The organism is Bordetella tumulicola, from assembly GCF_054779135.1.
This window is the reverse complement of sequence record NZ_BAAGYU010000006.1, coordinates 637050-659829: the sequence shown is the minus strand read 5'-3', so window position 1 is coordinate 659829 and position 22780 is coordinate 637050. Positions and strand designations below refer to the sequence as shown.

General features: G+C 62.8%; 22 protein-coding genes and 1 pseudogene. All 23 read right to left on the bottom strand.

The window, feature by feature from the left end; all coding sequences use genetic code 11:
* Positions 1-2: 2 nt before the first annotated feature.
* Complete coding sequence (locus ACYVDM_RS07045) at positions 3-1253, bottom strand: TraB/TrbI/VirB10 family type IV secretion system protein (protein ID WP_415791736.1); 1251 nt, start codon at positions 1251-1253, stop codon at positions 3-5.
* On the bottom strand, positions 1250-2245 hold the full coding sequence (gene trbG / locus ACYVDM_RS07040; RefSeq protein ID WP_415791734.1) for a P-type conjugative transfer protein TrbG: 996 nt from the start codon (positions 2243-2245) through the stop codon (positions 1250-1252). Before trbG ends, ACYVDM_RS07045 begins: the two co-directional genes overlap by 4 nt.
* Positions 2242-2937: a conjugal transfer protein TrbF gene (trbF, locus tag ACYVDM_RS07035; protein ID WP_415791732.1), complete on the bottom strand. Its 696-nt coding sequence runs from the start codon at positions 2935-2937 to the stop codon at positions 2242-2244. The genes trbG and trbF overlap by 4 nt, the downstream gene beginning before the upstream one ends.
* Positions 2938-2946: 9 nt before the next feature.
* Positions 2947-4218 carry a P-type conjugative transfer protein TrbL gene (trbL, locus tag ACYVDM_RS07030; RefSeq protein WP_415791730.1) on the bottom strand — a complete coding sequence of 424 codons (1272 nt, stop codon included), beginning with the start codon at positions 4216-4218 and terminating at the stop codon, positions 2947-2949.
* A complete protein-coding gene (locus ACYVDM_RS07025; protein WP_415791728.1) occupies positions 4215-4415 on the bottom strand; it encodes a hypothetical protein in 201 nt (66 codons plus the stop codon). Before ACYVDM_RS07025 ends, trbL begins: the two co-directional genes overlap by 4 nt.
* Positions 4416-4425: 10 nt before the next feature.
* Positions 4426-5145: a P-type conjugative transfer protein TrbJ gene (gene trbJ / locus ACYVDM_RS07020; RefSeq protein WP_415791726.1), complete on the bottom strand. Its 720-nt coding sequence runs from the start codon at positions 5143-5145 to the stop codon at positions 4426-4428.
* Positions 5142-7594: pseudogene (trbE, locus tag ACYVDM_RS07015) on the bottom strand (conjugal transfer protein TrbE). Before trbE ends, trbJ begins: the two are co-directional and overlap by 4 nt.
* A 7-nt stretch (positions 7595-7601) precedes the next feature.
* Entirely contained in the window at positions 7602-7874 is a 273-nt protein-coding gene (locus tag ACYVDM_RS07010; protein ID WP_415791723.1) for a conjugal transfer protein TrbD, read from the bottom strand.
* Positions 7871-8233, bottom strand: coding sequence for a TrbC/VirB2 family type IV secretion system protein (locus ACYVDM_RS07005; protein ID WP_415791721.1), 363 nt, complete (start codon positions 8231-8233; stop codon positions 7871-7873). The genes ACYVDM_RS07010 and ACYVDM_RS07005 overlap by 4 nt, the downstream gene beginning before the upstream one ends.
* Positions 8230-9204 carry a P-type conjugative transfer ATPase TrbB gene (trbB, locus tag ACYVDM_RS07000; protein WP_415791719.1) on the bottom strand — a complete coding sequence of 325 codons (975 nt, stop codon included), beginning with the start codon at positions 9202-9204 and terminating at the stop codon, positions 8230-8232. Before trbB ends, ACYVDM_RS07005 begins: the two co-directional genes overlap by 4 nt.
* On the bottom strand, positions 9194-9658 hold the full coding sequence (locus tag ACYVDM_RS06995; protein WP_415791717.1) for a CopG family transcriptional regulator: 465 nt from the start codon (positions 9656-9658) through the stop codon (positions 9194-9196). The genes trbB and ACYVDM_RS06995 overlap by 11 nt, the downstream gene beginning before the upstream one ends.
* Complete coding sequence (locus ACYVDM_RS06990; protein WP_415791714.1) at positions 9655-11673, bottom strand: conjugal transfer protein TraG; 2019 nt, start codon at positions 11671-11673, stop codon at positions 9655-9657. The genes ACYVDM_RS06995 and ACYVDM_RS06990 overlap by 4 nt, the downstream gene beginning before the upstream one ends.
* A gap of 348 nt (positions 11674-12021) precedes the next feature.
* Complete coding sequence (locus tag ACYVDM_RS06985) at positions 12022-12936, bottom strand: LysR family transcriptional regulator (RefSeq protein ID WP_415791712.1); 915 nt, start codon at positions 12934-12936, stop codon at positions 12022-12024.
* A gap of 240 nt (positions 12937-13176) precedes the next feature.
* The gene (locus ACYVDM_RS06980) at positions 13177-15180 is read right to left on the bottom strand and encodes a DUF3363 domain-containing protein (protein ID WP_460475328.1); all 2004 of its coding nucleotides are present in this window, start codon (positions 15178-15180) and stop codon (positions 13177-13179) included.
* A gap of 381 nt (positions 15181-15561) precedes the next feature.
* Positions 15562-16083, bottom strand: coding sequence for a S26 family signal peptidase (locus ACYVDM_RS06975; RefSeq protein WP_415791710.1), 522 nt, complete (start codon positions 16081-16083; stop codon positions 15562-15564).
* Between the two features lie 41 nt (positions 16084-16124).
* Entirely contained in the window at positions 16125-16613 is a 489-nt protein-coding gene (locus ACYVDM_RS06970; RefSeq protein WP_415791708.1) for a DUF2840 domain-containing protein, read from the bottom strand.
* Complete coding sequence (locus ACYVDM_RS06965; RefSeq protein ID WP_415791706.1) at positions 16610-16849, bottom strand: chromosome partitioning protein ParB; 240 nt, start codon at positions 16847-16849, stop codon at positions 16610-16612. The genes ACYVDM_RS06970 and ACYVDM_RS06965 overlap by 4 nt, the downstream gene beginning before the upstream one ends.
* On the bottom strand, positions 16846-17532 hold the full coding sequence (parA, locus tag ACYVDM_RS06960) for a ParA family partition ATPase (protein WP_415791942.1): 687 nt from the start codon (positions 17530-17532) through the stop codon (positions 16846-16848). The genes ACYVDM_RS06965 and parA overlap by 4 nt, the downstream gene beginning before the upstream one ends.
* Before the next feature lie 281 nt (positions 17533-17813).
* Entirely contained in the window at positions 17814-18662 is an 849-nt protein-coding gene (locus ACYVDM_RS06955) for a replication initiator protein A (RefSeq protein WP_415791703.1), read from the bottom strand.
* 42 nt (positions 18663-18704) lie between these two features.
* A complete protein-coding gene (locus ACYVDM_RS06950) occupies positions 18705-18986 on the bottom strand; it encodes a helix-turn-helix transcriptional regulator (protein WP_415791701.1) in 282 nt (93 codons plus the stop codon).
* A 92-nt stretch (positions 18987-19078) separates the two neighbouring features.
* Positions 19079-19930, bottom strand: coding sequence for a DUF2285 domain-containing protein (locus tag ACYVDM_RS06945; protein ID WP_415791699.1), 852 nt, complete (start codon positions 19928-19930; stop codon positions 19079-19081).
* A 472-nt stretch (positions 19931-20402) separates the two neighbouring features.
* On the bottom strand, positions 20403-21146 hold the full coding sequence (locus ACYVDM_RS06940) for a hypothetical protein (RefSeq protein WP_415791697.1): 744 nt from the start codon (positions 21144-21146) through the stop codon (positions 20403-20405).
* Positions 21147-21291: 145 nt separating this feature from the next.
* Positions 21292-22668 carry an AbiJ-related protein gene (locus ACYVDM_RS06935; RefSeq protein ID WP_415791695.1) on the bottom strand — a complete coding sequence of 459 codons (1377 nt, stop codon included), beginning with the start codon at positions 22666-22668 and terminating at the stop codon, positions 21292-21294.
* Between the last annotated feature and the right edge of the window lie 112 nt (positions 22669-22780).

Below are 22780 nucleotides of genomic sequence, written 5' to 3'. Positions count from 1 at the left end.
CGTCACCTATTGATGAAAATTGGCCGGTACGGCCGTAGCGTGATGTCCCGATTCACGATCACCCGCACCGGCATGCCGGGTCGGATTGTAAGTGTCGGCTGAATGTTCATGTTCCGGCGAGTCATCTCCTGGCCAAACTGGTTAACGCTGTCCTGAGCGCTATCGCGGCCCGCGATGATGATGCGATCGCCATCGACGCGGTTCTCCGGCGCGGCCAGCTCGGCCCCCACGCCCAGTAGTGTGGTCAGCGCCGCGCCAGCCAGCACTCGATCCCAATGCCAGTCCACGTCATCCTCCAAGCCGGCATAACCAGCTGGATCGATCGCCGCGAGGTTGTCGAGCGTCACCGACGACGTGTCCGGCAGAATGATCCGCTCCCAGACCGCCTGCGCTCGACTTTGCCCGTAGGCTACCCGGCTGTTGTAGCGGCCAATTAGCTGCGAGCCTTGTGGGACAAGGACATGCTGATGCGTCGCGCTGTCGTAGACCGGCTCCGTCACGGTGGCAATGATGTCGCCTGGCAAATCCGATTTGATACCCGTGACCAGCGCGGCCGCGATGACGGTACCGGCCATCAATGTGTCCGGCCCGCGCGGCGCCTCCATGCGGTGCGTGCTCTGCGTTGCTCGCGCGCCCTGGCCAGCGAAGGCCGTTTTGTTGTCCTGCATGTTCTGAGTTTGCAGGGGATCAACCGGGGCGGCGTCGCCGCCCATGCCGGCCAGTGCCGTCGTGCCAGGCGCAGTCATCGACGGCGGCACGCCCGCCGGGGCGCTGCCTCGGTTGCTACCCTTGTAGAAAATCGGCGCGCGGGCCGCGTCCTGAGCCTCTTTCAACCGCGCCAGCCGCTCAGCCTCGGCGGGGTCCGGTCCACCATGCGGGCGCAGATCCGCTTCCTGTTGGGCGCGCAGCATGGGCCGGCCCAGGTCGCCCGGCAGCGGCGGCCCGAGGGGCGGCGCCGGCATCGGTGCGGGTGACGGCACCTGGCTGTAATCGCGCGGCAAGGCGTTCAGGCCCTCTGCCGGAGAAATCTTGTCCACGTTGTAAAGTTCTTCGGAGGCGCCAGCGCGCCGCTTTTGCGGTTGTAGCGACCACATGGTCGCGCCCAACACCATGGCTGATACCCCGCCCACCAGAATGGCCAGCGTGCGGCGATTCAGCCTCGTCACTGGTTGAGGTGTCGCGCGCAACGCAACCGATTCGGGAGCGACCTTGGGCGGCGACTCTTCGGCGTCATCGGAGTGGTCGGTCGTCATGATCCGCTCCGCTTCGTTTGTACGTCGTTGCGCTCGATGCGCACGATCTTGGCGTCGTCACCGCCCAGGCGCAGTTCGACCGCTCCAAACAATCGATCGACGATGTAGTACGGCTCCACATATCTCGGGTTGACCAGTTGCAGGCCGCCGTCCGGCCCGATCAGGAACAAGGGCGGCAATTCGCCCTGGGCGATGGCGGCTGGAAACTGGATATACACCTTCTGCCCGTCATCAAAAGCTCGCAGCGGCCGCCACGGGGGCGAATCGCCCGTGATGTCATATCGGAACCGTAGTTGATCAAGCGACAACCCAGCGGCCAAGGGAGTTGTCGCTCGCGCCTGCTCGGCCTGCTTCTTCAATTCCTCCATGCGATCCTGCGGGTAGTCCCAAGACACGGAAGCCATCCAGGCCGATTCGGTGGACGTCAACTCCAGCAGGTAGATACGTCGATCGGTCGTCACGACCAGATTGGTTTTCAGGCCCGGGCGAATGGGTTTGACCTGCAGGTTGGCGCGCAACTTGGCGTCGCTTCCGCTGGTTGAGTCGCCCACGATCCAGCGCACCGTGTCGCCCGCCGAAATATCGATCAACTTTTCACCTGGTTGCAGCAAGATCAGCGTTACGCGGCCCGGACTGGCGTAGACCTGATAGAGCGCGCCATCTGAATATGGCCACACTTGAATGGCGTTGATGAAGCCGTCGCGAGTCGGCGCCATCCGTGCTTCTTGGTTGGCTTGCGCAATCGATGAGGCCGGATTGACCGGCTGCGGCTTAGGCTGCGGGTCCTCTATCGGCTTGAGCTGCCCCGGCAAAGGCAACGGCGTTGGCACCGGCACGATCTCGACCGGCTTGGCCGGCTCGGGAATTGCCACGGGTGCGGATACGGCCACGGGTTCGTCCAGCGAAATCGTGGGCGGTGGCGTGCCCCGCGCGGCGCAGCCGGCGAGCGCCGCCGACGCCGCGAGAATCATCCAAGGGGAAAAGGCTTTCATGGTGTATTGCCTCCAAGTTGCCGGCTCCAACTGATGCCATCGACATAGATACCGGGTGGGTTTTTTTTCAGCTTCTCTTCGGTATTGGGCGGCTGCAGCACGATGGTGAGAATCGCCGTCCATTGCTCGGTCGTGGCGAGCGAGCCGTTGACGTAAGCGCGCTCGCTCCACTGCACCTGGAACGACCGATCGCTGGCCCGAACGACGCTCGCCACTTCCACGGTCACGGTCTGCTTGCCGATTTTGGTGAAAGGATCATTTGCCCGCGCGTATTCGTTGAGGAACGCAGCACCCCGTGTGGTCGTATAGGCGTAGGCCTGCAGCCAGTTCTGCCGGACGATGATGGGATCAAGCGAAATCGAACGGACATTGCCGACGAACCGCGCCAGGTCATAGGCGATCTGCGCGTCGGTGGGCGTGTAGGGCATGGTAGCTTTGCCAACGGCGCGGACATGGCCGGATGTCTCGACCTCGACGACATAGGGCGTTACCAGGGATTGGGTGGAGCGCCATACATAGGCGCTCATCGATCCCATCGCCAATAGCAAGCACCCGAAAGCCATCAGGCGCCAATTCTTGGCCTGAACACGCGCGCTGCCCAGCCGGTCATCCCAAACCTGTGCCGCTCTCTGGTACGGAGTCACGGGTTCGGGTGTGGCGGAGTACTTCACCGACGGTCGCCGAAATCGCATCGCGCTCTCCTAGTTCGAATCATCATGCAAACGCGGGCTGGGGCTGCTGCCCCCGCCGCCATCGCCCGCGCGTAGCGTGTGGGCGGCCAGCGTTACGCCATGCGTGGCCTGCTGCCGACTTTGTGCCCGTTTGGCCCAGGCGGGCGGCCCGCCTGGTTCACCCGCGCCTCGCGCGGAATCGCTGTGGTGGGAAGGAGGTGCAGCATTGCCACCTCCCGAGGCTTTGCCACCTGGGGTCATCCGCTCCTGGGCAGCCGAAGCGCCAGCGCGGGCAACGGCACCCAAGCCCGCCGCCGCCGCGCTTAAACCGGACTTGCCTGCTGCGCCGGCGGCATACGCCTGCCGGGCGCCGCTCGCCATCGAGGCGGCAGCGCGAGCACCACCCATGCCGCCACGCAGCCCGGCACCTGCCAGCGCTGTGCCCGCTGCGGCGACACCGGCCACACCCATGGCCGTGCCGGCCGCGGCGCCCGCGCCTAGCTGCGGCGCACCGGATACCAGCCCAGTCGCTATGCCCGGCCCAAAAATCGCCAGCCCCAGCATCGCAAGCGAAGCCAGGACGACAGCTGCCGCTTCATCGAGCGTCGGCTCGGGACTGATGCCTGTCCTGAAGTCGTTGAAAACTAGCGTGCTGATGCCGACGATGACGGCCAGTACCAAGACCTTGATGCCGGCGGCAATGACATTACCCAGCACCTTTTCGGCAAGAAACGATGTCTTGTTCCACAGGGAGAACGGCACCAGCACGAAGCCGGCGAGCGTAGTCAGCTTGAACTCGATCAGCGTGATGAAGAGCTGAATCGCCACGACGAAAAAGCTCAAAACCACGATCACCCAGGCCAGTAGCAGCACGACAACAATTTCGAAGTTTGCAAAGATCGACGTGAAACCCGACAGCCTCCCGACCTCCGCCAACAGCGGTGCCGCCGTATCGACCCCGACTTGCGCCAGTCGCCCCGGTTGCAGTAGTTGCGCTACCGTAATGGTCGATCCGGAGGCCACCAGGCCCAATCCCGCGAACGAGCGGAAGATGATGCCAGCCAGCGCATTGAAGTTGCCGATGATGTAGGCGAAGGCGCCGACATACAGTGTCTTTTTGATGAGCTTGCTGAGGATGTCATCGTGGCCGCCCATCGCCCAGAAAAGGCCCGCCAGCGTCATGTCGATGACGACCAGCGTAGCTGTGAGAAAGCTGACCTCGCCGCCCAGGAGGCCGAACCCGCTATCGATGTAGCGGGAATAGACGTCCGTGAAGCGGTCGATGATGGCCAGGTCGTTCATGGCTGAGCGCGTGGCGCCTCGTAGGGCGTGTATTGCGCCTTGCCGTCGCCTTGGAAACGCTGCCGCCGCTTCTGAGCGTCCTGCGTGACGGTGGCGTCATCGGCAGCCGGTGCGGCGGCAGGCGGCTGCGGCTCTTCCTTGCCGCAGCCGGCCAGCATCACGCCACACAGGGCGGCAATCATCCAGCGATAGATCATGCGGATCTCCTCATTGATAAAACTGCACGGGTTGCGGGGTGTAGTTGGCACGGTCGCGGGAAAAGCGCCGGCGGACCTCTTGTGCGCGGGCTTCCTCGGCCGCCTCCTGGGCTCGATCCAGTACCATCGCGCGGTCCTGCGCGATCTGCAATTGCTGGTGCTGGATCGATTGCTTGGCTTGCAGGGCCAGGAGTTGATTCGTCGCTTGGGTGGCCTGCAAGGCTCCCACGGCCGATTGGCTCTGCTGCACCAGATCGGACAACACGCCTTCGTCGTCCCCCAGGTTCTGCACAGCCTGGGACTGGACATTGGCGGTGGTGCGCAAGGCGTCGAGCGACTGGCTCCATCGCTCGCGGGCATCCTGCGCCATCGCATCATTACTGATCGTCGCGTCGTACTGCGCGGGATAGAGTCGGGCGAACTCCGCCTCGGCCCGTGACACGTCGAAGGTCAGACCGCGCGCCTGGTTCATCAGGGTGGTGGTCGACGACAGCGACGTGCGCAACCGGCTGATCGCGTTGAAATCCAGGCCCGTCAGGTTCATCGCGTCGTGCGTGAGCATCTGCGCTTCGTTCTGGAGCTGGCGGATTTGGTTGTTGATCATCTCCAAAGTGCGCGCGGCCGTCAGAATGTTTTGGGAGAAATTCGTCGGATCGAACACGGTCAGGGCGTGCGCGGGATGCGCGGCCAGAGCGGCGCATAGCACCGCGGGGACAAGCAGGCGTTTCATGGCAAGATCTCCTCAGGATGGAACAACGGTGCAGGCACTGCCTGCGGGACAAACCCATCGGCCAATTCAGCGGCCCAGCCGAGGCCACGATGGCGCAGCCACGCGGCCGCGAAATGTTCATGCCCGGCCTGCGCGGTGATGGCATCGATCGCGCGCTGGTCAGCCGGCGTGGATGCCCCGGCAAAGGCCAGGGCCACCTCGCCCAGACCCAAGTCGAAGACGCGGTTGCCCAGCCGAGATTGGTAGTAGTAGTCGCGTTTGGGCACGGCGTGCGCGACGATCTCGATCTGCCGGGCATTCAGCCCGAAACCTTCGTAGATCGAGCGGATTTGTGGCTCCATGGCTTGGGCGTTGGCAAGGAAGATCCGGCTCGCGCAGCTTTCGATGATGGCCGGCGCGATGCTGGAGTCCCGGATGTCGGCCAGCGATTGCGTGGCGAATACGACGCTGACGTTCTTCTTGCGCAGCGTCTTGAGCCATTCGCGCAAGCGCGCGGCGAATACCGGATCGTCGAGAAAGAGCCAGGCCTCGTCCAGAATCAAGAGGGTCGGGGTGCCGTCGAACCGCGCTTCGAGCCGGGCGAAGAGATATTGCAGGACAGCGAGGGCGGCGGCCTTGCTGTGCATCAGCTCTTCCATCTCGAAGCCTTGCACGTCCGCGCTGCCCAGCCGGTCGTGGTCGGCGTCGAGCAGCCGCCCATGCGCGCCACCCAGGACGTAAGGGGCCAAGGCTTGGCGCAACCGGTTCGATTGCAGCAACGCCGACAGGCCCGTCAAGGTGCGCTGTGCCACTGGCGCGCTGGCGAGACTGCCCAGCGCCGACCAGATGGCGGCCTTTTCGTCCGGACCCACCGTGATGCCTTCCTGGATGATCCGGCCTTCGACCCACTCTGCTGCCCAGCTCCGGTAGCCGTACTGGTCGATGTGGGCCAGCGGCTGAAACGCCATGTCGGCATCCATGCCCAGGTCGTAATACTCGCCGCCCAACCCAAGTAGCGAGGCACGCAGTGAGCGGCCCATCTCGAACACAAAGACGCGCGAACCGGCATAGCGGCGGAACTGCAAGGCGAGCATCGCCAACAGCACCGACTTGCCGGCGCCGGTCGGACCGACGATCAGCGTGTGGCCCACATCGCCGATGTGCGGTACGAGCCGGAAAGGTGTGGCACCGTCGGTGCGCGTAACGATCAGCGGCGGTCCATCCAGGTGCACGTTGCGTTCCTGGCCGGCCCAGACGGCCGATACCGGCATCATGTGCGCCAGGTTCACGGTGGACACCAGATGCTGACGCACGTTGGCGTAAGCGTGGCCCGGCAGCGACGACAACCAGGCTTCGACGGCGTTGAGTGTTTCCATCAGGTCACGAAGCCCCTGCCTTGAATCGCGCGTTCGACCAAACGCAGCTTGTCATCGGCTACCGTCGGGTCGAGATCCATCACGACGACGGTGGAGGTCAGATAGCCATACGCCACATCGTCGGCTCCCAGCTCCTGCAAGGCGGCATCGGCATCCGCCGCCTTGTTGTCAGCATCGGTGTCGACCAGCGGGCTTTCCTGCTGGGAAAGTGTTTCCCGTAACATCGCCACGATGCTCTTTCTTTTGGCAAACCATTGCCGGCGCAACCGTGTCAGTTCCGACTCGGCTTCGCTTTTGTCGAGAAAGAGATAGCGGGTCGTCCAGCGATACGCGAAGCCAAGCCGGTTTAGCTCATCCAACAAGCCCGGCCAGGTCGAGGTGGGGAACCCACGCACCGACAGCACCCGCAGGTGCTGATTGCCCAGCATGGGCGCGAGACCGCCTATCAGCGGTGCATCGGCCAAAAGGCTGTCGATATGAAACGGCACCTCGGGCACAACGACCGGATGCCGGCGCGTCGAAATCGCGCCGTGCAGGTACGTCAAGGTCTCCCTGCTATCGAGCCAGGCGATCTCGGGCATGACGCCATCGAGCAGGCCGAAGAAGCGCTGCGTCTCGGCCAGGAAGCTGTCCAAACGCTCCTTCCAATCCACGCCGCGCCGGGGCTGGTTCTCGTACAGCAGCTTGGCCGCGCGCGCCCGCGTTTCCTCAGGCGGCAGCCATACGATGGTCAGGTAATAAGCACTCTCGAAGTGTGAGCCAGACTCCTCGAACGCGGCGCGCCGTTCCTCGTCGATCAGCCAGGACAATCCATCTGGGAAAGAGGAACTGGGATAGTCCGCCGCATCGCGCCTGTCGGCTTCAACAAACAAGGCCCAGCCCGATCCGAAGCGCTTGAGCGCATTGTTCAGCCGCGCCGTGACCGCCACCAACTCTGTGCTGGTTGCGCTGTCCAGATCAGGCCCGCGAAATTTCATCGTGCGCTGAAAGCCGCCGTCCTTGTTCAACACGACACCGTCGGCCACTAGGCCTGCCCAGGGCAGCCAGTCGGCGAGCAATGTCGGACGCTTGCGATATTCGATGAGATTGAGCATGGCAGCCTCACACGTCCAGTACCGAGGGATGCTTTACATGGCGCAGGAATACCGGCATGAATTGCACATCCAGGCGCGCGCCCCAGACCGCGAGCATGTGACCCGCGAACCAGCAGACAAAGCCGGGCAGCCAGAGTTGCAGTCCCAGGCCGATGGCGGCGGCCAGCGTTCCGTTGGCGATCGCCACGGTGCGCGGCGCGCCGCCCAACAGGATTGGTTCGGTCAAAGCGCGATGCAGCGGCGCCTCGAAGCCTTCAGGGAGTCCAGCGCGCTCGTTCATACCAGCGCCCCGCCGGAGAACTGGAAGAACGTCATGAAGAATGACGAGGCGGCAAACGCAATGGACAGGCCGAATACGATCTGAATCAGCCGACGAAAACCCCCGTTGGTATCGCCAAATGCGAGCGTCAATCCAGTGACGACAATGATGATGACGGCCACGATGCGCGCAACCGGCCCCTGTACCGATTCCAGGATGGATTCCAGCGGGGCCTCCCACGGCATACTGGAACCGGCTGCGTGAACCTGCACAGTCAAGACGGCAGCGAGCAACAATACCCAGCCGTGACGGCGGATGAATGTTCGCGCCTGGTCCAGCGACGAGGGCAACGGCGACAAGGTGAGCTTGGGGTTAGTCATGCGGTTTCTCCTGCGGTGAGGGCTATCGGCTCAAGGTGGTATCGCTCGCCATCAATGCCGACCACGCGCGCGATCTCCTTGACCTGGCGGGCTTGTCCGCGGCCAGAGAGAAAAACGATGACGTTGACGGTGCTGGCGATCAGGGCGCGCGGCGGTACACTCACCGCCTCTTGTGTGAGTTGCTCCAAGCGCACCAGGGCGCCATAGGCGGAGTTGGCGTGCAACGTGGTAACGCCGCCTGGATGGCCGGTTCCCCACGCCTTCAACAGATCCAGCGCTTCGGCACCACGGACTTCTCCGACGATGATCCGGTCGGGCCGCTGGCGCAGCGTGGAGCGCACCAGGTCGGCCATGCTCGCGATGCCGGGCAACGTGCAAAGCTGCACGCGATCTTCATTGCGGCATTGCAGTTCGCCCGTATCTTCCAGAATCACGATCCGGTCGCCGTCCTCGGCGATTTCATCGAGCAGCGCGTTCGCAAAAGTTGTCTTGCCTGAGCCCGTGCCGCCCGCGATCACGATGTTCGAGCGATCACGCACCGCGACGCGCAGGTAATCGGCGTGCCCCGCGTCAAGAATCCCGCTTGCCACATAGTCATCCAGTCGGTAGATGCTGACGGCCTGCTTGCGTATGCAGAATGTGGGCGCATAGACCAGCGGCGGCAGCACACCCTCGAAGCGCTCGCCATTGAGGGGAAGCTTGGCCGACAGCAGCGGCCGGTCCCGATGGACTTCGAGCCGCACCGAGGCGGCGGCCAGTCGGATGATCCGCTCGGCGTCCGCCGCGGATAGCGTGACGCCCACCGGCGCACGGCCCTGGCTGTGCCGATCCAGCCACAGCCGGCCATCTGGGTTCAGCATGATCTCCACGACATCCGGGTCGCTGAGTGCGGCGGCGATCTCCGGTCCCATGGCCGTACGCAACATGTCCAAACTGCGCTGGCGAGCTAGCCCGTCGGCGTCATGAGACATGGCGGCCTCCGTCTTCGGCATCCTGCGCGTCCGGGTCGTCCTGCGGCGCCGGGAACCATTCCTCATGTACTTCGCGCACGAGGCTGTGGCCGCGCTGCAAGTGGCGGGCCAATTGATCGACGAACTGCGCAAAACGCTGCTTGCCCTGCGCCCGTGCCGCATCTTGCTGCGCCTCCGGCATGGCGGGATAGACCGTCAGGAAATACCGGACGTAGAGCGACATCGTCTCGATCAGGATGTTCTGGTCGCGGTCAAGCTTGTCAAATTGCCGCGACAGCCGGTCCAGCCGGCGCGCTAGGGCCGCCTCGCGCTGGTCTCCTGCGTCAGGCGACAGGAAGGACGCCAGAGCGGCCGCCACGATGGATGACTTGGACACGCCGCGATGCACCGCCAACTCGTCCAGGCGGCGGGCGTGCTCGGGCTGAATAAACAAGTTCAGGCGCGCACGGCTCATAGCGGTATCCCGTCGTCGGGATCGAGCGCGGCCAGCCGGGCGGCACGCTGCAGGCGGCGGTCTGGCCGGATGGGCAGGACTGGCGCATCGTCGTCGTCCAGGAAGTCCAGGTCAGTACCCCCATCCGGTACTAGCGTGTCGACCTCGACATCCAAGTCAGGCTCACGCCGCAACCCGCCTTCCTCCTCCGCATAGTCAGCCGTGCCATCATCCACGCCATCGACCGGCTGAGGCAACACCAACCCGGTCCAGTCATCTGTGCGAGCAGCTGGCCGGTCCCGATACGTCGTGCCGGACAGGACCGGGGGATCCATGACCCGCTTCGTAAAATTTACGTCCTCGTAGTAGCGCAGCTTGGCGGCGTGAATCGGCGCCTGGCCCGACACCATCACGATTTCCTCATCCACCGGCAGTTGCATGATCTCGCCAGGGGTACGTAGCGCCCGTGCCGTCTCCTGTCGGGACACCATCAGGTGGCCCAGCCAGGGCGAGAGCCGGTGCCCGGCGTAGTTGCGCTGGGCGCGCAGCTCGGTGGCCGTGCCCAGCGCATCGGAGATTCGTTTGGCCGTGCGTTCGTCGTTCGAAGCGAAGGCAACGCGCACATGGCAGTTGTCCAGAATCGAGTTGTTCGGGCCGTAGGCCTTCTCGATCTGGTTCAGCGATTGAGCGATCAGGAAGGCGCGCAAGCCATAGCCCGCCATAAAGGCCAGCGTAGATTCGAAAAAATCCAGGCGTCCCAGCGCCGGGAACTCGTCGAGCATCAGCAAGAGCTTGTGGCGCCGCGCGATCCCGTCGGAGCCATCGAGCGATTCGGTCAAGCGCCGGCCGATCTGGTTCAAGAGCAGGCGTACCAGCGGTTTCGTGCGGCTGATATCCGATGGCGGCACCACTAGGTACAGCGAAACGGGATGCCGCGCATCGAGCAGATCGGCTATGCGCCAGTCGCAGCGCGACGTGACGGCCGCGACGGTCGGATCACGGTACAACCCGAGGAACGACATGGCGGTCGACAGGACGCCGGAGCGCTCGTTGTCCGATTTATTCAACACCTCGCGCGCAGCGGAGGCCACGACTGGATGCGGTCCATCGTCCAGATGGCGCGTGACCATCATGGCTCGCAGGGTTGCCTCGAAAGTTCGGGCCGGATCGGATAGTGCCGCTGCGACGCCCCGTAGCGTCTTGTCCGACCCCGCATAGAGCACATGCAAGATGGTGCCCACCAACAGTGCATGACTGGTCTTCTCCCAATGATTCTTGCGCTCTAGCGCGCCTTCCGGGTCTACCAGGATGTCGGCAATGTTCTGCACGTCGCGCACTTCATGCGTGCCGCGCCGCACTTCCAGCAAGGGATTGTTCGCGGCTGAGCGGGTGTCGGTCGGGTTGAACAGCAGGCAGTGCGAGAATCGCGCTCGCCAACCGGCCGTCAGTGTCCAGTTCTCGCCCTTGATGTCATGGACCACGACCGAACCGGGCCAGGTCAAGAGGCTGGGGACGACCAGGCCGACCCCCTTGCCGGAGCGGGTCGGGGCAAAGGCCATGACATGCTCCGGCCCTTCGTGACGCAAATAGTGTTGTTCGCCTTTATGCTTGAATCGGCCGAGGAATACGCCGGCCGAGCCCGTCAACCCCGTCTTGACGATTTCGTCGTAGGTCGCCCAGCGCGCCGAACCGTAGGTCGTGACACGCCGCGTTTGCCGCGCCCGATGGACAGACATGCCAATTGCAGCGCCTGCGGATAAGAGACCGCCGGTTGCTGCGATGGCGCCACCGTGCATGAACACATCCGGCGCATACGCCTCATAGATGTACCACCAGAGAAAGAGTTGCCAAGGCGGGTAGATAGGCATAGCGCCCCAGACCAGCCATGGCGTACCCAGGCGTGGTGAATAGCCCAGCGCTGCCGCGGTCCATTGCGTGGCAAACCAGAGACAAGCCAACGTGATCGCGCAGACCACCACGATCTGCCCGAAGAGCACGCCCGTATGCAGCGACACCGCCGACACCTTGTCCGCCATTCCGACCTCCTGCGCACGTGCCGCGCACGCCGTCATGGGCGTGCCGCATCAACACGTCGTCAGTCTCGTCTCCTGTCGCTGGATTCAAAACCCGCTCGGGCGTGGTCCAGCGCAGTGAATCGGTAATGGTTTGTCCAGCACGCAATCCGCGCGCGACAAACTTTCTTGTTGGGGTGGCGGCGGGACGTAGTATCCAGGCCGAGAGAACGTTTCCGCGACGGACGTAGGGGCAATCAGGCGCGAGAAGGGAAACGATCAGTATTGATAATCGTCAATGCAGTAAAACAAGTCAAAGACTGAAATTGCAATACTTGAGACGATTCGAGCAAACTCTAATTCAAGCACCTTCTATGCTGTGGCAATAGTGGCGTCGCCACATGAGGTCTTAGCTCTATCAAGCAGATTCCGCAGGGGCGCGCTCATCCCACCGGGGCGGCGGATCGCACACGTTGAAAACACGGCAGCGGCGTCTATCAAAGGTACGAAACGAACATCTTCCCATTTCAACATATTGGCGTGCGCGCGCGCGATAAAACTAACCCCGAACCCGGCGGCTACAAGCGTCAACATGCCAGTGATGCTCGAAGCATAATGGCCCACCCTTGGTGGGGGGTCGCTCTGGTGGATCAATTCGCGTAGACGTTCGCTAACTGCCGCATCATTTTGAGGTTGGCAGATCACCAATGGGTGCGCCAACATGTCGGCGAGCGTCACACTCTTGCGATCGGCCAATTGATGATTGGCCGCGATCACCCCCAAGATCGGATCATCCCACAAACGATGCACAACCAAGTCGTCAGCATGTACGCCGCCAAGCGTAATGCCGACATCCAACAGGCCATCGCGTACCTCACGCAGCATGGCGCCGTAGTCGCATTCAGTGACGACCAAATCAATCGTTGACGATGCGTGACGATGATAGGCTAGGAGCGAAGTCAGATTGGGATGTGCTAGGCCAACAGTCATACCAGATAGGCCGACACGTAGGCGATGCTGGAATTTGTGGCAGGCTTCTCGCACATTTTGCCTGGCCAGGTCATAAGCCACCAAGATGCGACGCGCGTCTTCCAGCAACACCTCTCCGGCAGGAGTAATACTGCTACCCCGCTGTGTACGTTCAAACAATCGTGCGCCTAACTCATCCTCCAATGTCTTAATCGCACGCGACAAGGGTGACTGATCCATATGCAGTCGCTCCGCTGCGCGATGGAAATTCCGTTCCTCAGCCACCACCACGAAATAGCGCAGATAGCGAATTCTCACTGTTCTTCTTAATATCGTTGCGAGTTCTTAGAGTAGAACCTTCTCTTATCGAAGATTCTGGGGTGCAAACCTCAGACTCTAGCCGCCGAAAACCAACAAGATGCGGACTGCCACATTACATTTCTGCAAGGAATGGCGTATCCAAATACTGCGTGGCTAATGGTGTCTTGTTCGAATTTTTGTATCGACAGCACTCTGTCATGGTGCTTCCAAACCCACGATGAAGGCGGAAATTTCGATTTAACCAATCGACGGTCCCAACTTCCGTCCAAACTCCCACGTCACACGGCCCGCCTGTATGGTCGCTGATATTGATTGCCCTAGCCGTTGTTCGACTACCGGTCGCCAGGGCACTAAGCTGAATCCGAGGCCATCGTTCAGCAAGGCATAACGGCCACTGACAAGCTGCAACGATCGCTTGTACACCCCGTGGGCGCGACCATGTTCGCCGACAGGTTTGTAGCTGAGTCCAGTCTCGGTCATGATCGTTGCGGCTGTCTGAGCCAATTCTCGATCACGTAGGGTTTGCAGCAGATTGCGCGCCAGCGTCAAGCGCTGTCCGCGCCGCTCGGCCAATTCTTCCCGCACCAAAAAATCCGCCCGATGCCACATCGCTTCGCGCACCTTGGCGCCAAAGGCCGACGAGGACAGTTCTTTGCCGCCGGCGATCAGTTGCGTGTCCAGCCAAGTTGCACCCATCGCTTGTACCTGTCGCACTAGCGGCAGGTGGCAACGCAACTCGATGGTCAAACCGCCCGTGCGCTTTATGTCAAAGACCTGACCTTGCTGCGTCAGATCCTGCGGGATTCTCCAGACCCCATCGTCGATGCGCTCCACCATGCCGGCACGGCGCAACGCTTCCAGGCGTCGTACATGAGATTTGACAACGCGGTCGGGGTCGCTATCGCGAGTGCGTACTTGGGTAAGGTGGTCGGACGTGCGGTAGATACCGTCGCGCGCTACGGCGGCGATGTTTCGATCCGCAGCGCTGGCCGGCGCAGACTGGGCTGCGACGATGCCGCCCAAAGGATAGTCGGCCAGTTCCGTCATGGATGGCAGACGCACGTAATGCGCCCGACCGTCCACCGCGTCGATGACCAGATAGCCTGTGTCATGCAATTCGTCGGCTAGCCCCTTGCCGGCAACCCGCCCAACGATAGGCGCCTCGTTCCGACCTGGTTCATGGATCACCCATTCTCGCGCCTCGCCACGCATTGCCCGGTGCAGCGTGCGGATGATGTCACCGCGTTCGCCCAGGCTGCGCAGCGTCTCCTCCATCCGCTCATCCAGTTGCCAGCGGGTCGGGTCAAGCGGATTCGCCAGGCCCAGGTCCGACAGATGCCGCAAGCGGCCACGCAGTATCGACTGGTCGCCGCTATCTACCCGTATCGCGGCAAGGTCCACCATGCCGGCCACGGCATGCCGCAGTAGCGTCCGGTCAAGTGTCGTGAACCGCTCCTGCCCCACCTCGCGGACCAGGCTTTGCTGGATCTCGCGCTCGGTCCGCGGGCCAAGCCATTCCGTGACGATTTCGGAGCCTCGCGCACGCATGCCGTGACCGAGGTAATCGGGAGCTATCACCAGGTCTTTCCCGTTGTCATCCCGACCGCGCAGGACAATGTGCGTATGGGGATTATCGGTATCCCAATGATCGACTGCCACCCAATCGAGACGAGTCTCCAGATCGATCGACATCTTTCGCATCAGCGCGCGGGTGAAGTCGCGCAGTCCGCCCAGCTCCTCCGCGTCCTCGGCCGATACAATGAAGCGGAACTGGTGTCGATCACCCTGGCTTCTGATCTCGAATCCGCGGGTATCGGCGTCGTCGGTGTCGGCGCCATAGGCGCGGCCAGGTTCGCCCTCCCGCGTAACGCCGTCGCGCTGGAGGTAGCGCAGGTGCCGGCCGATGCCTTCGCCGCCGGCCTTGACCAATACAAAGCGCGACTTAATGATCACCCGCCGGCTGCGCGGCGAAGGCTGAGCCGCGGCAAAACGGGCCGCTACCCTGCCGCGCCAAAAAGCCGAGCCGCCACGCCGCGCCGTGGTTCCGGCGCGGGCCGGCCCGGTGCGCGACACCTGGCGCAGCACCTGCGAGACAAAGCGTTGCCCACCATCCTTACCGCCGCCCTTGGGTGGAGCGGGACGTGGCTGGAAACGGTCTTCATCGCGGATCGCCATGATGCCTGCTCCAAATGACCCCGGCGTATCCAGGCGTGGATGGCACGTGGCAAACGCTGCATTCATGCGCGATTGCACCCCAGGACGGCACCCACGCTGCAACGCTGCGTGCCGTCTCTCCCCCCGTGCAGACAAGGCTTTGCGGCCAACCACGTGCTGGCCCTTTTATCTTGCCCCCGCCTTTGACGTTGCCGTGAACCTCGCTCCCAGTCCCTGGCGGCTCGCTTACCGATCGGTCGACACCGGGGCCGGCGCGTGGGTCGACACACCGCTGCGATGAGCATAGGCCAGGCGGTCTTGGCGACGTGGGAAAACCCGCCCACGGGCAAGCCGGCTGCACGTCGGAACGCACGTTGCGCGCATCCACGGCGTCGAACGATACGCAGCCCGTTCGGCGAGCCGGCTGCACGGATGAGGACAGCCCGTGTGTCGACGGATGTACCGATCTCATGGCGTCGTCCAGGTCCAGACGGGCGCGGCCCGGCCGTAGGCCGCCGCGCGCGGGACTGGCCCGAAATAGCGACTGTCGAACGACGCCGCATTGTCGGTGCTCAACAGGAACCATTCGCTTTCGGTCAGTATCCGGCAGCCCACCCAGGACGTAAGCAGCCGGCCTTGGCTGTCGTGCGTTAACGTCAAAGCCAGGACTTTCCCGTTGACCCGCACCATGCCATTGCGCACGCAAACGTGATCGCCATACATGGCCGCGACATGCTTCAAGAGCGGGATGTTGGCAGGCAGGTAGCGCCGTTCGGCGGCGAGTGCGGCCATCGCCGCCGGCAAGCGCGCGACAACGTAATCGCCGCGCGCGACCGGTAGCGTGGAGACGGCGTAGAAACCGCGCGGCGCGCTATCGCTGACATTGAACACCAGACGCGGTGCCGCTCGCCCATGTCGGGATAGCATGGCAGGCGCGAAGAGCGCCGCCAGGCCCGCCGTCATGCAAACAAGCAATCCGATCTGCGACATCCGTCGCCTTCTCCGTGGCTGCATCGTGCGCTCCAGACGGGTTAATTGGTTAACGCGCTACGCGCAAGATGTGCGGCATGACGCTCGGCCGTATAGGCCGGCGGCACGAGACGCGCAGCGAGCCGGTCGTTCACCACCTGCCAGTAGACGGTCGAGACGTGTAGCGGCGAGATGCCTAGCGCCTCGATCGCGTCGACGATAGCGAGCACGGCTTTGACACGAGGCTCGCCTTCGGCGCACAGCAAGATGCGCGCGCCGGGCGCCACACCCGCGATGCGTTGGATGCCATCGCGCTGTGTGCCAGCCTGTAGCACCATGACTTGCCAGTGCACCGTGCCGTAGTCGTTAGCAGCCCACGACACACGGCAGCAGACCGCACCCGGTAGAAACACGGCCTGGCGTCGGTAGTCGTCCAGTCGGAAGATCCGCTGTGGCGCGCCAAAGCGCAGCCAGATGTTGATGCGCTGGCCCACCGTGGCAAGCGCGACGCGCATGTTGGGCACGGTAGGTACGCGGACGGACGGCATCATCGCAGCTCCTTCTGAAACTCGCGCTCAAGCAGCTCGCGCAACATCGCAGCGACGGTGATACCACGCTCGAATGCGATGACCTTGATGCGCCCGCGCAGCAATGGTGTTACGTCGATGGTCAGCCGCGCGGTGTATGCCGGTGTGAGTCCATCTCCTTCGCCCCGGCGTACCCAGGTGGTCGCCGCCGTGGATGCCGGGCGCAGACCGATGGCCGCGCGTTCGCGCGCCGGACTCATTGCAATGCCTCGCGTACATGTGCCGCGAGCCGCGCGATTTCGCAGGCAGCGGCGCTGTTGGGGTCCTGCTCTCGCACGAGCCGGCCAGCGGCCACATTGTCGGCGAAGGAGATGCGCTGCGCGATCTCGGCGGCCAGCGCCGGCAATGGCTGATCGGCGAGCGCGCTACGTGCTTCGCGGCCGATCACCGTGCCAACGACACGCCGGTTGATGACAAACGCCGCGCGCAGCGCCGGCTTGTACAAGCGAGCCTCCTCGATCGCCCGCACCATGTCGCCGCTGGCCCAGATGTCGTAGGCCGAGGGTTGTACCGGAATTAGCACCAGGTCGGCCGCCAGCAAGGCCGAGCGAGTGATGGCGGCGGTGCGCGGCGGCCCATCGATCACCACGAAATCGGCCGTTCGTGCGATCTGAGGCACCTCGACATGCAAGGACTCACGCGCTAGGCCGAAGACGCCGTACAGGCGCTTCTGGCCGTTCTGGATGCGACGCTCGGCCCAATCTGAGGCCGAGGCCTGCGGGTCGGCGTCGATCAACACCACGCGCGCGCCGTCGAACGCCAGTTCGCCGGCTAGATGCGTGGCGAGTGTGGTCTTGCCTGAACCGCCTTTCTGGTTCAGCAAGGCGATGACGTACCCAGAACGCGGCGAGGCAAGATCGGCGGCCAGTACGCCGGCCGGCATCGGCAAGGGCTCGCATTGCCGACCGGGTGTTATGCCTTCCGTATGCGCACTGCCCATGTTTTGAGCAACGCCCGTCGCGCTTTTATTGTTAGTTAGTCTTTTAGTTAGATAGTTAGAAGCGCCCCGGAGCGTTAATGTTGGCGCGGGGTTCCAAGGGATCGTGCGCCTGAAAGCACGTACATTCTGCGCCTGATAGCACGTGCCCGATGCGCCCGATAGCACGTGCGTATCCACAGGTAATTCACAGGTTTGTCCACAGGTTATCCACATATCGAACCTCGTCAAGGCGCTGGCGCGCCGGGTTGCCGATAGAAGAACAATTTCTCCACGCCGCCAGCTCGCGCGATGCGCAAGCGGTAACCAGGGAGCGTTTGGCGCTGTGCGAGACGCCGAATGTCCAACGCGAAATCGGAGTAGCGCGCCAGGCTTCCAGACTTGGCGTGCAGATGGCGCAACTCGAACATCCACCCCATGCGCTGGCTGCCGCCGTGCTTACGCACCAGGCGGTATAGCCAGCGTTCGATGCCGCCAGTTAGCTGGAAGTAGCGGGTATCGATGCCGAGCACTAGGGCGTCGTCCAACACGCCGCGGTAGAACCAATCGGGCAAGATCAACTCGATGCCGGATGCTCGCCCATCGGGCCGGGAAGTTTCTTGCCACTCATTGATCCAGGAAAATCGATGCAGGCGGCGATTGGCGCCTTGGCGCAAGCTGGTGGCCACGGTGGTCGATTGCAGCCGGTCGAAGGCCGCGCGCAAGCGTAGATAGTCGTGCCGCGATGTGCCGCGTCCGGTGTAGGTCAGGATCTCGCGCGGTGTCGCGGACATGAGCCGCGAGGTTGGCAGGCCCACGTCGCGGGCAGCGACAATCTGGCTCGCGGCCCAGATCAGAATGTCCGCATCCCATATCGTCGCGATTCCATGTTCGGCCACGCCTTCGACCAGGATGCGCACCTCGCCCGCCTCAAAGGCGATGGGTGCCACGCGCCGCGACTTGCCCAGCGAGAAGAAGGGATACGCCATCAGGTCTTGCGCATCGCGCGGGCGCATGTCGCCAGGCAGCGCGCGGAACAGCGCAAGCTGTTCGCGCTCGCCAGCAGCATGCGCTGCATCCCGTTTACGCGGTGCCATGCCGGCCGGTCCTCGTCGCTTCCACGTCCACGCCTAGCCGCATCAGCGGCCGGCGTGGCGCTCCGTGTATTCCGGATCGGAGGTCATGTCGAAGGTATGGCTGGCGCTCCAGGCATCCAGATCCGCCAGGGTGTACCGCACACAACGCCCGTGCTTGCGAAACCGGGGCCCGCCGCCCAGCACGCGCTTCTTCTCCAGCGTGCGGGGCGAGAGTTTGAGATGCGCGGCGGCTTCGGCGTTGGTCAGAAACGCCGGCGCCGCGTCCGCGAGCGCGGGCGTAGCCGGGCTCGCCTGGGATGCGCGAGGCGAATGAGTGATTGTCATGGCTGTCTCCATCGGGCAAGAGCGTTGGCAGTCCAAACACCGCCAACGGGAGACAGTCTCGTCAAGGCTCATCGCTCTGCACAGGGAGAAATTCAGGAGGGGGAAGGATTTTCTCCCGGCGCGGGTACGGCAGTGGAGCTGGCGGGGCGCAGCCCGGCCAGAGCACGGTAGCCGCCGCGCATCAGCGCCAGGCCACGCGTGAGGTTGTAGCGGACCTGGGCGCGCAACGCGCTATCGGCGTGCCAGCCGCCACAGACTTGCTCACGTCCGTACAGCGCTTCACCTATCGCGCGTTGCGATGCACCCGCGAGCCGGCCATCGAGCGCCTGTAAGGCACGTAGATGCTGCTGTGCAGCCTGGGTGTAGCGAAAGACGCCGCCGTGGCTGGCGGCCGCGCTGGGCCGGCGACCTGTGGGCGAGGCCCGCCTCGGAGCGAAATGTGCGGCATGGGAGGACAACAAGGCGGCCTGTGGATGCAGGCGCGCATCGAGCGGGATGATGCACATGGCGGGCCGGCCATCAAGCACGCCAGGATCGAGCCGGGCGCGCAGGATGCGCACGCCGTCGCTGGCCTGCAAGGCCAGGCCGTGCGGAGTTACCGCGAGGTCCTTGCGGCCGGGGATGTGCCAGAGGTCCAGGCCGGCGCCGCCCGCTTGATTATCGGCCATCCGGATATGCAGCAGGGAGGGCAGGCTGTCATTCCAGACTGGATGCGCGCAGCGCGCATCCAGGTTGGGGTTTTCGAGTTGCTCTAGCCCCCATTGATGCGCGGCGGCAGGCTCGGCCTGGCGCCCCAGAGCACGCCAACAAGCACAGTATCCAGGATCGCGGCGCAGGTATTCCCACGCCAGGGCGGGATCGTCCAGCAGCAGAACATACAGGTACGCGGCCGTGGCTTGCCACGGCGCACAGCGGTCTGCAGCATGGTCATCGGGTGCATCCATATTGGTGTTGTCTCCTCTCGTATGAACGGCAAAATCCCCCCAAGCCCCGCGCAGCGCGTGGGGCTTGATGACACGCGCCGGCGGCAAAGCCGGCGGTGGTGGGGATTCCGAGAGGCAGGCGCAGGACGTGCCCAAACCTAAGACGTATTCGATGCCGGAGTTCAAGTCATCCGGTTCGAATCGAATCGACGGGGATAGGAAGCTTTCGAGGCTATAGCCGATACGCCGCTGGCGTCCAAGACTGATTTGGGAAGAGGTGAGACAAAAAACGCATCATGTCGTACGCGTGCTCGCGGGACGCTAGGGATCGCGATTGAATGGCTGCTTTTAGGCCGTAGTCTTACCTTGATGGTTCAGAACTCGTGGAGCAATTGATCTCGGTGACATGGAATCCAGGAAAAAAAGGGCCATAGTGATGGCCGACCTCCCTTTATCTCCAGAACCGCCGTCGAAGTCAGGTCCATGCCTGTGCCTATGTTTCTTGACCGTGGGTAGGGAGTGCCATCGCTGCTTCGTAGAGGAGGTAGCCTGAGTCGTAGATAGCGCCCGTCTGGTCCGATGAGGGCAACGCGTGGGCCAACCAAGCGAGAACGATCGCGCCGACGCTGCAACACAAGATCAAGCTGAATTTGGTGGTGTTCGATCCCGCGGGATATAGACAGCCCAATGTCACGCTCCGCCCATCCTGACTACGGGAATGAGTCAGATTAGGCAGCACGCCCTGCGAGTTCGGATGCGCCCCGATGTTGATCAACGTATCGTAGATGCCATCCGTCACTTCTGCGAATGACCTATCGCACAGCCTCGCTTCCTTTTGGACCGCCGCCCAGCCAAACTGCTTCGTTCGTTCCTTGCGGGCCGTCTCAGTCGCTTGCCAGACAAGGGCCTTCGCGGGGGTTCGATGGATAACCACCGCATACAACATGCTCTCCAGTGCGCTCCGTAGCAAGCCTGGAATCGGCGCGGTCTGCCCAGACAACGCAGCATGCAATGCAGACAGCAACAGTGCTTTGGCATTAAGGGCAAGGACCATCGCCGTCGGTATGGTACCGGTTGGTGGGTTACGAAGGACTAAGAGATGTCGATCAACCTCGGCGAAATGGTCGAGATAGGGTTTGATCGAGGGATGGGCGACGTTGTCCCGCAAGGTCGCCGTCGCATGATGTAGGAAGGTCTGGTAGTCATTCAGAATCAGAGTTGTATCCTTGGTGCTCATTGATGCCTCCTGAATAGGGTGCGGGCGTGATCGTGTCTACGACGAAACCACGTTGACGTGTTGTCGCCAGAAAACAGTGTGGCGCCGGCTTCCGTCGCCGCGGCGACGACATTGATCATCCAGTGCGCCGCGTCATGACCTGGTGTCATGCACGGTAACTCACTGGAACCCCATACCGTTTGAAGAGGGTCTCGAAGAACGTCTTGACTATGGCGTTCGCCGAATCGCCCAGCAGCTCGTATGCGCCAAACCGGAAGATCTGATAGCCCGCCAATTTCAATTCACGGTCAGCGGCCGCCATCTGCGCATAGCGGACAACGTCAGCCCGCCCGGCCTCATCGGCATAGTGGTGCTTGCCGTCCACTTCGATGACGATGCGGACCCCTTGCGGCAGCAGCAACAGAAAATCCATTCTGAACCGCAGCAGTGCGTCTCGACCCCGCTCTTTGACCGTACGCGGGTCCCAGTGCAGCCACACCTCGGGCAGAAGCGCTGGTAATTCGGGGACCGCACTGCCGAAGCCACCGTAGAACGCATCAAAGAGCAGAGCTTGCGGCGGGGAGTTCGGTGGCAAGCTCTCTCGCAATCGCCTGTAAAGACTCTTCTTGGCCGCTTCCGCCTCTGATATCTTCGACGTCTCGCCCCACCACGATTGCAAATCGCTCCATAAGAGACCGTCCATACCGATGGGACGGTCATAGACAAGTACCTTGTCCGCGTTGGTAACGATCTCGATGTCGTTGTTTACTGCATCGCGGAATCGAAGGTCTGGCTTGATGGATGAGGCAAAAATCAGATTTTTGGGACGCCCTGCTGGCGCAGTGTGGGTAGCGACCGTGCTGAAGACGGGATAGCCCCCATCCGTATCGCTTTCGCTGAGTTCGACACCGCAGTTACGTAGCGGCACATTGACGGTTTCCACGAAGCGGCGCTGCGCCGCCTCATCGGGGCGAACGTCGGACGATGCAAGGCCTTCGAGAAAGCGTACGAAGCGTCCGTTTGATGCCGTGTAGACGCCCAGCTTGTCGAACAGGAATTCGGTAGACCAATCGCCTCGATTCCGATGCACGTGTTGTTCGATGTCTTGCCGGAGGTTCGTTCTGCTGTTGCCCACCATACCGGCCCACGGATCGGTGTCCAAAATCCAGAGTCGATCTAGCAGCGAGTCGAATTGCTGTGCATCCACAAAGAGTTCTTCAATGTCCAAGGTCTGCGCCACTTCGCGTCGGAACCGTTTCGGTATTTCTGGACATGGGGAGTCTGCCCACAGGATGTCCTGGATCGCATTTCGCGTCGCAGGCGAAGGTGGATGCCGTAGCAAGAAGCGTTGCGCAGTGTCGGGCAACTGCGCATCGGGCAGCGCATTGAAGCTCGCGATCATACGCTCCCGTTTCGAGCCTTCGGGATCGGGGGCTGGTAACCCCAACGCCTCGCAGATGGACGGAAGCTCAGGGTGCGTGCCTGCATCCTTGAGACTTTCGATTAGCGGTGCAAGCACGTCGCGAAGGCAGGCGAAGTCCACCCTCAATCCTTGCTCGAAATGATTGACTTGTATGCGTGATCAGGCGAATACAGCTGCAATGCCTCTAGGAAGCGACTCGCCGCATCCTGAATCGCCGACTCGGTCTTTCGTG